10 protein-coding genes are annotated in these 14,018 nt (G+C 72.9%); 8 read left to right on the top strand and 2 right to left on the bottom strand.

From position 1 onward, the window contains the following. Positions 1-36 precede the first annotated feature (36 nt). Both BGP73_RS20980 and BGP73_RS20975 read left to right on the top strand, forming a co-directional pair. Positions 37-768 (top strand): response regulator transcription factor, encoded by a 732-nt coding sequence (locus BGP73_RS20980; protein ID WP_069817269.1) that lies wholly within the window; start codon positions 37-39, stop codon positions 766-768. Positions 769-786: 18 nt separating this feature from the next. Next, complete coding sequence (locus tag BGP73_RS20975) at positions 787-2,208, top strand: sensor histidine kinase (RefSeq protein ID WP_069817267.1); 1,422 nt, start codon at positions 787-789, stop codon at positions 2,206-2,208. Between the two features lie 32 nt (positions 2,209-2,240). Here the strand turns inward: BGP73_RS20975 and BGP73_RS20970 are convergent, their stop codons facing one another. Both BGP73_RS20970 and BGP73_RS20965 read right to left on the bottom strand, forming a co-directional pair. Beyond that, the gene (locus BGP73_RS20970) at positions 2,241-5,270 is read right to left on the bottom strand and encodes an alpha-mannosidase (protein WP_069817265.1); all 3,030 of its coding nucleotides are present in this window, start codon (positions 5,268-5,270) and stop codon (positions 2,241-2,243) included. A gap of 126 nt (positions 5,271-5,396) precedes the next feature. Next, entirely contained in the window at positions 5,397-6,386 is a 990-nt protein-coding gene (locus tag BGP73_RS20965) for a TAXI family TRAP transporter solute-binding subunit (RefSeq protein WP_069817263.1), read from the bottom strand. Between the two features lie 115 nt (positions 6,387-6,501). Here BGP73_RS20965 and miaB point away from each other — a divergent pair, with 115 nt between their 5' ends. The 6 genes from miaB (at position 6,502) to BGP73_RS20935 (ending at position 13,979) form a co-directional block, all read left to right on the top strand. Then, entirely contained in the window at positions 6,502-7,989 is a 1,488-nt protein-coding gene (miaB, locus tag BGP73_RS20960; protein WP_069817261.1) for a tRNA (N6-isopentenyl adenosine(37)-C2)-methylthiotransferase MiaB, read from the top strand. Between the two features lie 82 nt (positions 7,990-8,071). Then, positions 8,072-8,788: a class III extradiol dioxygenase subunit B-like domain-containing protein gene (locus BGP73_RS20955; RefSeq protein WP_069817259.1), complete on the top strand. Its 717-nt coding sequence runs from the start codon at positions 8,072-8,074 to the stop codon at positions 8,786-8,788. Between the two features lie 110 nt (positions 8,789-8,898). After that, entirely contained in the window at positions 8,899-9,837 is a 939-nt protein-coding gene (gene miaA / locus BGP73_RS20950) for a tRNA (adenosine(37)-N6)-dimethylallyltransferase MiaA (protein WP_069817257.1), read from the top strand. Positions 9,838-9,913: 76 nt separating this feature from the next. Continuing rightward, positions 9,914-10,396, top strand: coding sequence for a hypothetical protein (locus BGP73_RS20945; RefSeq protein WP_244501302.1), 483 nt, complete (start codon positions 9,914-9,916; stop codon positions 10,394-10,396). 104 nt (positions 10,397-10,500) lie between these two features. Then, a complete protein-coding gene (gene dapF, locus BGP73_RS20940) occupies positions 10,501-11,409 on the top strand; it encodes a diaminopimelate epimerase (RefSeq protein ID WP_069817253.1) in 909 nt (302 codons plus the stop codon). A gap of 338 nt (positions 11,410-11,747) precedes the next feature. Further along, positions 11,748-13,979 (top strand): RelA/SpoT family protein, encoded by a 2,232-nt coding sequence (locus tag BGP73_RS20935; protein ID WP_079127733.1) that lies wholly within the window; start codon positions 11,748-11,750, stop codon positions 13,977-13,979. The last annotated feature ends 39 nt before the right edge of the window (positions 13,980-14,018 follow it).

Raw genomic sequence — 14,018 nt, 5'->3', positions numbered from 1 at the left:
GACCACAGCAGCGCGTCGCACAGCGGTAGGGAGTCGATGAGACTGCTCCTCGTCGAGGACGACGACCGGGTCGCGGCGGCCCTGTCCGCCGTGCTCGCCCGCCACGGATTCGAGGTCTCGCACGCCCGCAGCGGCGGCGAGGCCCTCCAGGCGCTGCTCCCGGACGGAGGCGCGCCCTTCGACGTCGTCCTCCTCGACCTCGGCCTGCCCGACCAGGACGGCTTCGAGGTCTGCGGCAAGATCCGCAAACGCACCAGCACCCCCGTGATCATGGTGACCGCGCGCAGTGACGTGCGGTCCCGGATCCACGGGCTCAATCTGGGGGCCGACGACTACGTGGTCAAGCCGTACGACACCGGCGAGCTGCTGGCCCGGATCCACGCGGTCAGCAGGCGGGCGGTCGCCGACGTCGGAGCGGCGGAGAACGCCGCGGTGGCCCAGGGCGCCGGGGCCCCGTCGGAGGCCGGCGAGACCCTGCACCTGGGGCGGGTCACCATCGAACTGCCCACCCGACGGGTCAGCGTGGACGGCGAGTCCATCGCGCTCACCCGCAAGGAGTTCGACCTGCTCACCATGCTCGCCCAGCGCCCCGGTGTGGTCTTCCGCCGGGAGCAGATCATCAGCGAGGTCTGGCGCACCAGCTGGGAGGGGACCGGCCGCACCCTTGAGGTGCACATCGCCTCGCTGCGGTCCAAGCTGCGGATGCCCGCTCTGATCGAGACGGTGCGGGGGGTCGGCTACCGGCTCGTCGTGCCGGCCGCGCGATAGCCCGACGGCCCGCGACCCATGCGCACCCGGCTGCTGCCCCTGCTCATCGTCCTCATGGCCGGTGTGCTGCTGGCCCTCGGCTTCCCGCTCGCCGGCAGCCTGGCGGCCGGGCAGCAGCAGCGGGTCATCGTGGACCGGATCGACGACACCGCGCGGTTCGCCTCGCTGGCCCAGTACGTGACGGCCCGGCCGACCGTGGAGGACCCCGAACGGTCCGACGACGAGGGCGGCCGACTCGCCACCCTGCGCGCGGAGCTCACCCGCTACCAGGAGTTGTACGGCATCCGGGCGGGGGTCTTCTACCGTGACCGCTCGGCCATGGCGGCGGCTCCGGACGGCTGGGACATCCCCACCGAGGGCGAGGGGGACCGGGCGTTCCGTGAGGCGCTGGCCGGCCGGCGCAGCCACGACCCCGGACAGGTCTGGCCGTGGGAGCGCGGCGCCCGGCTGGCGGTGGCCTCCCCGGTGGTCCGGGACGGCGACGTCGTCGCGGTCGTGGTAACCGACTCGCCCACCGGAGCCCTCCGGGCGCGCATCCTGCACGGCTGGTTGGTGATCGCCGCCGGGGAGGCCGCCGCCATGCTGCTGGCGGTGGTCGCCGCCTACCGGTTGACCGGCTGGCTGCTGCGACCGGTCAAGGTGCTCGACGCCGCCACCCACGGCATCGCCACCGGCCGGATGAACTCCCGGGTCGCGGCGGCCGGCGGGCCGCCGGAGCTGCGCCGGCTGGCCCGCTCGTTCAACGAGATGGCGGACAACGTCGAGCACGTCCTGGAGCAGCAGCGCGCATTCGTCGCGGACGCCTCCCACCAGCTGCGCAACCCGCTGGCGGCGCTGCTGCTCCGGATCGAGCTGCTGGCCCTGGAGCTACCGGAGGGCAACGAGGAGGTCGCCTCGGTCCGGGCGGAGGGCAAACGGCTCGCCCGGGTCCTGGACGATCTGCTCGACCTCTCGCACGCCGAGCACACGGCCGCGGACCTCCAGGTCACCGACATCGCCGAGCTGGCCTCGGAGCGGGTCGGCGCCTGGCGTCCGGTGGCGGACCAGAAGGGGGTCGGGCTCCGTTACGAGGGGCCCGCGGGCGCCACCGGTTGGGCCGACCCGGTGGCGCTGTCCAGCGCCCTGGACGCCATCGTCGACAACGCGGTGAAGTTCACCGCGGAGCCGGGGACGGTCACCGTGTCGGTGGAGGCGGACGGGGACACCACCCGGATCCGGGTCGCCGACGGCGGTCCCGGCCTCACCGAGACGGAGCTGGAGCGGGTCGGCGACCGGTTCTGGCGCAGCAGCCGGCACCAGAACGTCTCCGGCTCGGGGCTGGGGCTGTCGATCTCCCGAGCCCTGCTGGCGGCCGGCGGCTCCTCCCTGGACTTCGCCCAGAACGAGCCGGAAGGACTGCTGGTGACGGTGACGGTGCCCCGAAGCGAGCCACAGGGCTGAGCGGCACGCGCCCCTCAGCCGGCCCCGGGGGGTCACCCTGCCGGAGACAACCGGAGGGTCAGGATCTGGAACGGCCGCAGCCGGAGCCGGATCGAACCGTCCGCCTCCTGCCGGCAGGCCGCCGGGTCCGGGATCGGGCGCTCCAGCAGATCGGTCACGACCGCGCCGCCCAGGGGGAAACCGGTGGTCAGCCGGGCACCGCCCCGGCCGCCGGCCGACTCGTACAGCCGCACCACCACGTCGCCACTGCGGTCCTCGGCCAGCTTGACCGTCTCCACCACGACCCGTTCGTCGTCGACCGAGACCAGTGGCCGGACGGCTCGGTCCCCCGGCACCTCGCGTTCCGGCAGGTTGATCCAGTGCCCCTCCCGCACCGCGTCACCGATCGTGGCGCCCGGCACCAGCGCGTAGCGCAGCCGGTGGCGGCCCTGGTCGGTCTCCGGGTCCGGATAGCGCGGCGCGCGCAGCAGTGAGAGCCGCACCGTCGTCGTCTGGCCGCCGTCCTCCCGCACATCGCGGGTGACGTCATGGCCGTAGGTCGAGTCGTTGACGACCGCGGCTCCCCAGCCGGGCTCCTCGACGTGGAGCCAGCGGTGGGCGCAGATCTCGAACTTCGCGGCCTCCCAGGTCGTGTTGGTGTGGGTGGGCCGGAAGACGTGGCCGAACTGGGTCTCCGAGGCCGACCGCTCCGCCTTCACATCGAGCGGGAAGGCGGCCTTGAGGATCTTCTCCGACTCCTGCCAGTCGACCTCGGTGTCGATCTCCAGCCTCTTGGCGCCGCGGCGCAGGAGGAGGCGCTGGGCCACCGAGGAATCACCGAACGAGCGGCGCAGCAGGACCACGGCACGCTCGGGGGAGGATTCGGCGAGCGTCAACTCGTCGAGTTCCACCAGGTCGGTCGTGTTGTGCCGGTAGAACTCGTCGATGTCCCAGGCGTCCCAGTGGTTGGGGAGGTCCGGGTGGACCTGCAGCAGGTTGGCGGCGAGCCCGGGAGCGACCGCCTCCCGGTCCGCCTCCAGGTCGTGGGCGGAGACCACCAGCCCGCGGCGGTCCACCGCGACCCGCAGCAGGCCGTTGCCGAGCTCGTACCCGCCCCCCGTGCGCTGCACGGCGGTGACCGGCTCGCCCACCTGCCCGGGAGCGACCGCGGCGCCGGCGGCGGGAACACCGCCGCGGGCGTGCGGGGCGGCGTTGAAGACCACCGTGCCTGGTCCGTCCCCGGCCAGGGCGGCCTGTGCCCGGGCGATGATCTCCGACAGCTCCCGGCCCACCCGGGCATAGGTCTCCCGTGCCTCCCGGTGCACCCAGGCGATCGACGAACCGGGCAGGATGTCGTGGAACTGGTGGAGCAGCACCGTCTTCCAGATCCGCTCCAACTCGTCGTACGGGTAGGAGTACCCCGGCACCCGGAGCGCCGCGGTGGCCGCCCACAGCTCTGCCTCCCGCAGCAGCGACTCGCTCCGCCGGTTGCCCTGCTTGGTCTTCGCCTGGGAGGTGTACGTGCCGCGGTGCAGCTCCAGATACAGCTCGCCGGCCCAGACGGGGGCCTGCGTGTACTCGGCGTGCGCCGCCTCGAAGAAGTCGGCGGGTGCTTCCAGCCGCACCGTCGGCGAGCCCTCGAGATCCCGCAGCCGTGCCGCGCGGGCCAGCATCTCCCTGGTCGGACCGCCGCCCCCATCGCCGTGGCCGAAGGGCACCAGCGAGCGCGACCCGCGCCCCTTCTCCTGGTAGTTGCGCGCCGCGTGGGCCACCTCCGCGCCGCTCAGCTCGGAGTTGTAGGTGTCCACCGGGGGGAAGTGCGTGAAGACCCGGGTGCCGTCGATGCCCTCCCACCAGAAGGTGTGGTGCGGGAACTTGTTCGTCTGGCTCCAGGAGATCTTCTGGGTCAGGAACCACTGCGAACCGGAGAGCTTGACCAGCTGCGGGAGCGCCGCGGTGTAGCCGAAGGAGTCGGGCAGCCAGACCTCCCTGGTCTCGATCCCGAACTCCTCCAGGAAGAACTTCTTCCCGTAGAGGAACTGCCGGGCCATCGCCTCCCCGCCGACCATGTTCGTGTCCGACTCCACCCACATGCCGCCGACCGGTACGAACGCTCCGGCCGACACCTTCTCCCTGACCCCGGCGAAGACCTCCGGCCGGTGCTCCTTGAGCCAGGCCAGTTGCTGCGCCTGGGACATCGCGAAGACGAACCCGGGATGGTCGTCCATCAGGCTGACGACGTTGGCCGAGGTCCGGGCCACCTTCCGCACCGTCTCGCGCAGCGGCCACAGCCAGGCCGAGTCGATGTGGGCGTGCCCCACGGCGCTGAGCCGATGGGCGGAGCGGTGGGCGGGCGAGGCGAGCACGGAGGCCAGCCGCTCCCGGGCGGCCGGGGCGGTGGCGGCCACGTCGGACAGGTCCAGTGCGTCCAGCGCACGCTCGATCGCGCGCAGCAGCTCGTAGCGTCGGGCGTCCCCGGTGGACAGCTCGACCATCAGCCCGCCGAGCACCTCCAGGTCCTGGACCAGCTCCCACACCTCCTCCTCGAACACCGCCAGATCCATGCGGGAGAGTCGGTACAGCGGTCGGGAGCTCGCCGTCAGCCGGTCGCCCTGTCGGGTGGGCGACTGGCCGGTCAGGATCGGGTTGGCCGCCGCCTCCACGTACAGCAGCACCTCCTCGCCCCCCGTCACCGGGCTGCCGAGGCGCACCCAGTCGTTCCGGGGGTGGAGGCCTTTGACGGCGCGCCCGTCCGGCCGGTAGACGAGGCCCTCGCACTGGAAACCCGGCAGGTTCCGGTCGAATCCGAGGTCCAGGACCGCCTCGACGGTGCGTCCCGCCCACTCCCGGGGGACCCGCCCGCTGACCTCGAACCACGTGGTGCCCCACGCCGGACCCCAGCGGTCACCGGCGGCTGCCGGCCGGTAGGACGCCGCCAACCCCTCGGCGACCGGCACCGGCTCGCCGGGGGCGTCCCAGCGCCGGACCTCCAGCGGCAGCGGGCGGCTGTGGACGGCGGGGCGGACGCGTTCCCGCAGGACACGGTGGAGGCGGTCTTCGACGATGCTGCGGTCATCATGCATGGCGGCGACTCCCGGGGCTCGCGGTGTGCGGTTGCGGACGTGCGCGGTCGACGACGGATCGGGAAGTGCTCCGGTGCCGGTCCCGGTCGGGGTGCGGCGCTGGTTCTCGGCGGCGGTTCGGTTCGGTCAGGACTTGACCGACCGGTAGTAGCGGCTGGCTCCCTCGTGCAGTTGCAGGGGGTCGGTGTAGATGGCCGTGCGGAGGTCCACCAACTGCGCGGCGTGCACCTGACCGCCGATGCGGTCGCGGCTGTTGATCACGGCCCGGGTGACCCCTTCGGTGAGCTGCGGGTCCGTGCGGTCGGTGGTCACCAGGAGGTTGGCCACGGCCACGGTCTTGACCGGCTCGCCGCGCTGCACCGAGGGATAGGCGTCGGCGGGCATCACCGCCGCCCGGTAGTACTGCGCCTTGCGGCCCTGCTCGTGCAGGGCGTCGACGAGGTCGCCGAGCTGCACCAGCCGGACATCGAAGTCCTTCGCGAGGTCCTTGACCGCACCGGTCGGCAGCCCGCCGGACCAGAAGAAGGCGTCAATGGTTCCCTCGCGCAGCATCCGGGGCATCTCGGCGATGCCGACCCGCACCGCGTCGATGTCCCGCTCCTCGTCGAGCCCGGCCGCCTCCAGCAACCTGCCGGTTATCAGACTGACACCGGAGCCCGGCTGGCCGATCGCCACCCGCAGCCCTCGCAGGTCGGAAGCGCTCCTGACCGGCGAGTCCGCGGGCACGACCAGTTGCATGTAGTCGTCGTAGAGCCGTGCGCAGGCCCGCAGTCCGGCCTCACCGTGTTCGTCGCGGTAGGCGGCCACGGCGTCGGCGGTGGCGATGGTGAAGGTCGCCTCGCCCGACACCAGCCGCTCGATGTTCTGCACGGAGCCCTCGCTGGAGAGCAGTCGGACGTCCACCCCGGGCAGGTCCTCCGCCAGATAGCGCTTCAGCAGCTCGCCGTAGCGCGAGTAGACCCCGCTGGAGACCCCGGTCGTGAACGACACCCGCCCGTGCGGGTCGGGGCTGCTCCGCAGCGGCGCGAGCCACCAGAGCAGGAGCGCGAGCGCCACCGCGGCGGCCGCCGCGACCTGCACGGTGCGGCGGCCTGGGTGGGGACGGGCCGTGGCCATGTCCGGAATCCTGCCAGTTCCGGCACCCTCGTGACCAGGGGCGGTCGACGGCGGTGAGCCGCGTCCCGGACTCGGGGGCCGGCACACCGCCCAAGCACGTAGTCTGGTGTGCGAGATGAGCGCGAAGACCTACGAGGTGCGCACCTACGGGTGCCAGATGAACGTCCACGACTCCGAGCGGCTCTCCGGACTGCTGGAGGAGGCCGGCTATGTCCGCGCGCCCGACGGCCATGCCGAGGGCGACGCCGACATCGTGGTCTTCAACACCTGCGCGGTGCGGGAGAACGCGGACAACCGGCTCTACGGCAACCTCGGTCGCCTGGCGCCGATGAAGGCCCGACGACCGGGCATGCAGATCGCCGTCGGCGGCTGCCTCGCCCAGAAGGACCGGGACGCCATCGTCGCGCGCGCGCCCTGGGTGGACGTCGTCTTCGGCACCCACAACATCGGCAGTCTGCCGGTGCTGTTGGAGCGGGCCCGGGTCCGCGAGGAGGCGCAGGTCGAGATCGCCGAGTCGCTGGAGACCTTCCCCTCGACGCTGCCCACCCGCCGCGAGTCGGCCTACGCGGCCTGGGTCTCGATCTCCGTCGGCTGCAACAACACCTGCACCTTCTGCATCGTCCCGGCGCTGCGCGGCAAGGAGAAGGACCGCCGGCCCGGCGACATCCTGGCCGAGATCGAGACGCTCGTCGCCGAGGGGGTCTCGGAGATCACCCTGCTCGGACAGAACGTCAACGCCTACGGTTCCGACATCGGCGATCGCGAGGCGTTCTCGAAGCTGCTGCGCGCCTGCGGTCGGATCGAGGGCCTGGAGCGGGTGCGCTTCACCTCCCCGCACCCCCGGGACTTCACCGACGACGTGATCTCGGCGATGGCCGAGACGCCCAATGTCATGCCGCAGCTGCACATGCCGCTGCAGTCGGGATCCAGCAGGGTGCTGAAGGCCATGCGGCGCTCCTACCGGCAGGAGCGCTACCTCGGCATCATCGAGAAGGTGCGTGCGGCCATGCCGGACGCGGCCATCACCACCGACATCATCGTGGGCTTCCCGGGCGAGACCGAGGAGGACTTCGAGGAGACGCTCCACGTGGTCCGGGAGTCGCGGTTCGCCCAGGCGTTCACCTTTCAGTACTCGAAGCGGCCGGGCACCCCCGCGGCCGAGATGCCCGACCAGATCCCGAAGGAGACCGTCCAGGCCCGGTACGAGCGTCTGGTCGCGCTCCAGGAGGAGATCAGCTGGGCGGAGAACAAGAAGCAGGTGGGGCGGGAGCTCGAGGTCCTGGTCGCCGAGGGCGAGGGGCGCAAGGACGGCGCCACCCAGCGGCTCTCGGGGAGGGCTCCGGACAACCGGCTGGTGCACTTCGACAGGCCCGACGAGCCAGTGCGCCCGGGAGACGTGGTCACGGTCGAGGTCAGCTACGCCGCCCCGCACCACCTGCTGGCCGAGGGGCCGGTGCGGAAGGTCCGCCGAACCCGGGCGGGGGATGCCTGGGAGAGGCGGAACGCCACTCCGCAGGGGGCGGGCGGAGTACTGCTCGGCTTGCCGAAGGTCGGTGTTCCCGAGCCACTGCCGCCCGTGACGGACGGCTGCTCGGTGCGTTGACGGCGCTTCCCCCGGTGCGACCAACGGGCCGGCGGTGGTCACCTCTGCGGTGACGCCGGGGCAGCTTGCTAGGGTCTCGGCCATGCTCGTCGCTGCCGCTGTCTGTCCCTGCCCCCCGCTGCTGGTTCCCCAGGTCGCGGCCGGGGCGGCCGCCGAAGTGGAGCCGCTGCGGGCCGCCTGCTCGGACGCGCTCGCCGTGGTGACCGCCGCCCGACCGGACCGGCTCGTGGTGCTCGGCCCGGCGGAGCAGCCGGGCATCAGCCGGCACCCGCAGGGTGCTGCGGGCTCCTTCCGGGAGTTCGGGGTCGACCTCGAAGTGCGGTTGGGCGAGGCGGCCGGGGAACGGCCGGCCGAGGACGGGCTGCCCGCCTCCCTCGCCGTGGCGGCCTGGCTGCTGGAGCATACCGGGTGGGCGGCCGCACCCGTCGAAGGACTCGGGATCGACACGTCGCTGTCCGCGGAGCGGTGCGCCGAGGCAGGAGCGGAGACGGCCTCCCCCGCGGACCGGGTCGCGCTGCTGGTCATGGGTGACGGGAGCGCCTGCCGCAGCGTGAAGGCGCCCGGCTACCTCGATGAGCGGGCCGCGGACTTCGACGCCGAGGCCGCCCGTGCCCTCGGCGGCGCGGACCCGGCCGGCCTGCTGGCGCTCGACACCGGGCTCGCACAGGAGCTGGGGGCGGTCGGGCGGGCTCCCTGGCAGGTGCTCGCCGGGGCCGGGGAGGGGGCCGCGCTGAGCGGCGAGCTGCTCTACGACGAGGCCCCGTACGGCGTCGGCTACCTCGTCGCGGCGTGGTCCTGACGGCTCTGGGCCTCACCGGCCGCTCCTGGTCTCAAGCAACCTCCAGGCACCGGAGAACGGCTCACGCTCGGTGATTCGGTGGTCGACACCGGGTTTGCGAGACTGGAGCGGTGAACAGCTCCGCAACCTCCCCTCGCGTCATCGCAGTGGTCGGCCCGACCGCAGCGGGCAAGTCCGACCTCGGTGTGGCCCTCGCCCGGCACCTGGGCGGTGAGGTGGTCAACGCCGACTCCATGCAGCTGTACCGGGGGATGGACATCGGTACCGCGAAACTCACCGCCGCGGAGCGCCAGGGCGTACCGCACAGGTTGCTCGACGTGTGGGACGTGACGGAGACCGCCAGCGTCGCCCAGTACCAGCGGCTGGCCCGGGCGGAGATCGACCAGCTGCTCGCCGAGGGCCGCACCCCGGTCCTGGTCGGCGGCTCCGGGCTGTACGTCCGCGGTGCCATCGATGCCATGGAATTCCCCGGCACGGACCCCCGGGTACGGGCCCGACTGGAGGAGGAGCTGGCGGAACACGGCTCCGGGCCGCTGCACGCGCGACTGGCGGCTGCCGACCCCGAAGCCGCCCTGGCGATCCTGCCGGGTAACGGACGGCGGATCGTGCGCGCGCTGGAGGTCATCGAGATCACCGGACGCCCCTTCACCGCCAACCTGCCGCGGCCCGAGTCGGTCTACGACACGCTCCAGCTCGGCGTCGACGTGGCCAGACCGGAACTCGACGCGCGGATCGGCGAGAGAGTCGACCGGATGTGGGCCGCGGGGCTGGTGGCGGAGGTGCGGGACCTGGAGGAACAGGGGCTGCGGGAGGGGCGTACGGCCTCCCGGGCGCTCGGCTACCAACAGGTGCTCGCCGCGCTGGCCGGGGAGTGCACCGAGGACGAGGCGCGGGCCGAGACGGTACGGGCCACCAGGCGTTTCGCGCGACGTCAGGACTCGTGGTTCCGACGCGACCCCCGGGTGCACTGGCTGGACGGATCGGCCACGCACCGAGGGCAGATCCTGGAGCGGGCACTGGCCCTGGTCGAACGGACGGTCACATCCTGATCACGTGATGGCATCGGGACGCTCGGTGTGTCTTCGGGGCACTGTCGGGCGTGTCATCATCGACTTCGATCAAGCCATGATGTCTGAGTTGGGAGGGCGCGTGGCGATGGAAGCCGGCCCTCGCGACAGACCGCAGCCGCAGCAGGAGGACCTTGCGAGGCTGCTTGCTCCGGAAGGCGTCGAAGAAGAGGAGCGGGGCTCCGGGACCGGCGGTCCGGAGGGCGGGGAATCCTTCCGGGAGCTGCGCCCGCCGCGGCGACTGCGCCTGTGGCAGCTGGCCCCGATCGTCGCACTGGCCGCTCTGGGCTCACTGATGTTCGCCTTCCCGCTCGCCTTCGAGTTCGGCGACGGCGGGGCGGTCGTGGCCATGCTGGGGCTGCTCATCAGCTGCTGTGCCGCCGGCTGGGGAATGATGGCGGCGCGCCGGGTGGGATACACCTGGCCGGGGCTGCGGGCGCAGGACGGCCGGACCCGGGACTGGCGGGTGATCGCGCTCTACGCCCTTCTGGTGGCCACCCTGGCGCTACTGGCCCTGTGGCGCGTGGCCCGGCTGCGCTGAGCCGCGCCTGCCCGCACCGCGCCCGGTCTCCCCGCAGGCGAGCCCCGTCCAGTGGGCCGGACGCCCGGACGTCGGCCTGGGGGTGGAGCTCCTACACTGGCCGGGTGAGCACCGAGCACCTCCCGTTCCTCAAGGGGCACGGCACCGAGAACGACTTCGTCATCATCCCCGATCCGGACAACCGGCTGGAACTGTCGCCGGCGGCCGTCGCCCTGCTCTGCGACCGCCGGGCCGGAATCGGTGGGGACGGGGTGCTCCGGGTCGTCCGGTCGGCCGCACACCCCGAAGCCGCCGAGATGGCGGCCGAGGCCGAGTGGTTCATGGACTACCGCAACAGCGACGGCAGTATCGCCGAGATGTGCGGCAACGGCGTGCGGGTCTTCGCCCGCCATCTCCAGCGTGCCGGGCTCACGGGGGAGGGCGACCTGGCCGTCGCGACCCGGGCCGGCGTTCGGCGGGTGCACATCGCCAAGCGCGCGTCGGCCGGTCGCGGCGGGGAGATCACGGTCGGCATGGGGCCGGTGAGCCTGCCCGACGGCCCGGTCACCGTCACCGTCGGTGAGCGCGGCTGGCCCGCCCGCAACGTGAACATGGGCAATCCCCACGCCGTGGTTTTCGTCGACGACCTCGCCGACGCCGGGGACCTCCTCCGGGCGCCGGGAGTGGCCCCCGCCGGAGTCTACCCGGAGGGCGTGAACGTGGAGTTCGTCGTGGACCGCGGCCCGCGGCACGTCGCGATGAGGGTGCACGAACGCGGTTCCGGCGAGACCCGCTCCTGCGGCACCGGGGCCTGCGCCGTGATGGTGGCTGCCGCGCGCCGGGACGGCCTCGACCCCGGGGCCGACGGACACCCCGTCACCTACACGGTCGACCTGCCGGGCGGCCGCCTGGTCATCTCCGAGGCGGTCGACGGCACCGTCGAGATGACCGGTCCGGCGGAGATCGTCGCCGAGGGCACGATCGACCCCGCCTGGTTGGAGCAGCGCAACCCCGAAACCTCCGCCGACCACTGAACTCCGCGCCCCCACCCCTCGGATCGTCGCGGGTGGGGTCCTCCGGCTCCGGTCAGTTCGCCGGCACGTCCCGGAGCCTTCCACCGGGCGTTCCGTCGGCTTTTGAAACACCATCGGACGCCGCCCGCTGATCGAACGTCCGTTTGTCGAACGGCCCCAACGGGTGATCCCGTTCACTCCTGGCGGGTGCGGTGCGACGGCGGCCTCCGGGGTCGGTAGCATCAAGCACCGGTTCCGGACGCGACAGGCGTCCAGGGGTATCTCGCCGTGGGCCCGCACCGGGGCCACGGGCGGAACGGCCGCCCCAGACCAACCGGTCGACGCCGCCGGAGGAGCCCATGAGTGCAGCGGACACGCCGCACGGTTCACTCGGCCGCAGGCGCGGCCGACCCAGCATCGACCTACGCAGACTCAGCCGGGCCGCGCTTCTCGGACCGCCGCCGCGGCACCGACTGCCGGACGCCATCGAGAACGTGGCGAAGGTGCACCGCGCCTATCATCCCGCCGCCGACCTCGACACCCTGAGCCGGGCCTACCTGCTGGCGGAGTCCTCGCACCGGGGTCAGATGCGCAAGAGCGGGGATCCGTACATCACCCACCCGCTGGCCGTCACCCTGATCCTCGCCCAACTCGGAGCGGAGACCACCACGCTGACGGCCGCTCTGCTCCACGACACGGTCGAGGACACCGAAGTGACGCTCGAGCAGGTCCAGGCGGAGTTCGGGGACGAGGTGGGCTACCTCGTCGACGGGGTCACCAAACTGGAGAAGGTCGACTACGGGGCCGCGGCCGAGCCCGAGACCTTCCGGAAGATGCTCGTGGCCACCGGCAACGACGTGCGGGTCATGTCGATCAAGCTCGCCGACCGTCTGCACAACATGCGCACCTTGGGCGTGATGCGCCCCGAGAAGCAGGCCCGGATCGCGAGGGTCACCGGGGACGTCCTGATCCCGCTCGCCGAGCGGCTGGGCGTCCAGGCGCTCAAGACCGAGTTGGAGGACCTCGTCTTCCGGGTGCTGCGCCCACGGGAGTACGAGAGCACCCGCCGCCTGGTGCTGGACCGAGCGGGGCGCCCCGATCCGCTGCCCGGCATGGCCGAGGAGCTCCGGAGCATACTGCGGGAGGCGGGTATCGAGGCGGAGGTCCTCATCCGCCCCCGGCACCTGTTCTCGCTGTACCGGGTGAGCCTCAAACGAGGCGAGCTGACCGGGGCCGACCTCGGCCGCCTTCTGGTACTGGTCTCGGAGGACGCCGACTGCTACGCGGTCCTCGGAGAGCTCCACACCTGCTTCACGCCGGTCATCTCCGAGTTCAAGGACTTCATCGCCGTTCCCAAGTTCAACCTCTACCAGTCGCTGCACACCGCGGTCGCCGCCCGCTCGGGCGGAGCGGTGGCCGAAGTCCTCATCCGCACCCGCCAGATGCACCGGGTGGCCGAGGCGGGCGTCATCGCACTGGGCAACCCGCACGTCGCGGACGACGGCTGCGGCGCCGGCGAGGGCGAGCCGGGCGATCCGACCCGGCCGGGCTGGCTCTCCCGGCTGCTGGCCTGGCAGCGGGCCACACCCGACCCGGACACCTTCTGGGCCTCGCTGCGGGAGGAACTCGCGCAGGACCGGGAGGTCACGGTCTACCGCGCCGAGGGCGGCACCCTGCTCCTCCCGCCGGGGGCCAGCTGCGTGGACGCCGCCTACACCCTCCACGGCGAGGCCGCGCACACCTGCATCGGGGCACGCGTCAACGGCCGTCTGGCCACCCTCTCCACCGTCCTCCGGGACGGGGACACCATCCAGTTGCTGATGTCCCAGGACCCCACGGCGGGGCCTTCGCCCCAGTGGCTCGGGCACGTCCGTACGCCGTCGGCCCGTATCGCGATCAGCCGCTGGCTGGACGCCCACCCCGAGCCGGAGTGCGGCGGCCCCGCTCCGGCCGTCACGGGGGAACCTGCGGGGACCGGCTGCGCGGAATCGCTTCGGCCGTCGGCTCTCGGACGGCGGGTGCCCAGAGCGGAGGCCACGCCGGACAAGCCGACGGCCGAGACCGACCTGCCCGGGGCCACCGTACGGCTCGCCGGGTGCTGCACCCCCGCGCCCCCCGACCAGGTGACCGGCATCGAAGCGCGGGCGGGCGCCGTCACGGTGCACCGCACCCAGTGTCCGGCGGTCTCCCGGATGGCCGTCGCCGGGCGGGACACCGTCGGAGTCCGCTGGCGCGGGCGCGGGGAGCCGGCGCGCGGCGGCCACCGGGTCACGCTGGTCGCCCGGGCCTTCGGCCGAGCTCACCTCCTGGCCGACCTCACCGAGGCGATCGCCCGGACCGGAGCCGCCGTGGTCTCCGCCGAGGTCGAGCCGCCCCACGAGCAGCGGGTCCGCCACACCTACACCCTGCGGCTGGCGGACGCCGCCGGCCTGCCGTCCTTGATCAGGGCGATGCGCGAGGTGGCGGGCGTCTACGACGTGGAGCGGAGCAGTCGGCCGGGCCCCGCGGCGCTGCCGTCGAGCGCCGATCCCGGTGTGGAGCCGGGGCCGGTGCGGGGAGCGGGGCGGGCCGGCGAGCGCAAATCGGAGTGACGGTTCGCACCCGCCGTGGGACCATTGAGGGGTCGGCAG

The sequence above is a fragment of the Streptomyces sp. TP-A0874 genome, assembly GCF_001748085.1.
Taxonomy (GTDB): domain Bacteria; phylum Actinomycetota; class Actinomycetes; order Streptomycetales; family Streptomycetaceae; genus Streptomyces.
Note: the sequence above shows the minus strand (reverse complement) of the source record. Positions and strands in the feature narration are given on the sequence as shown.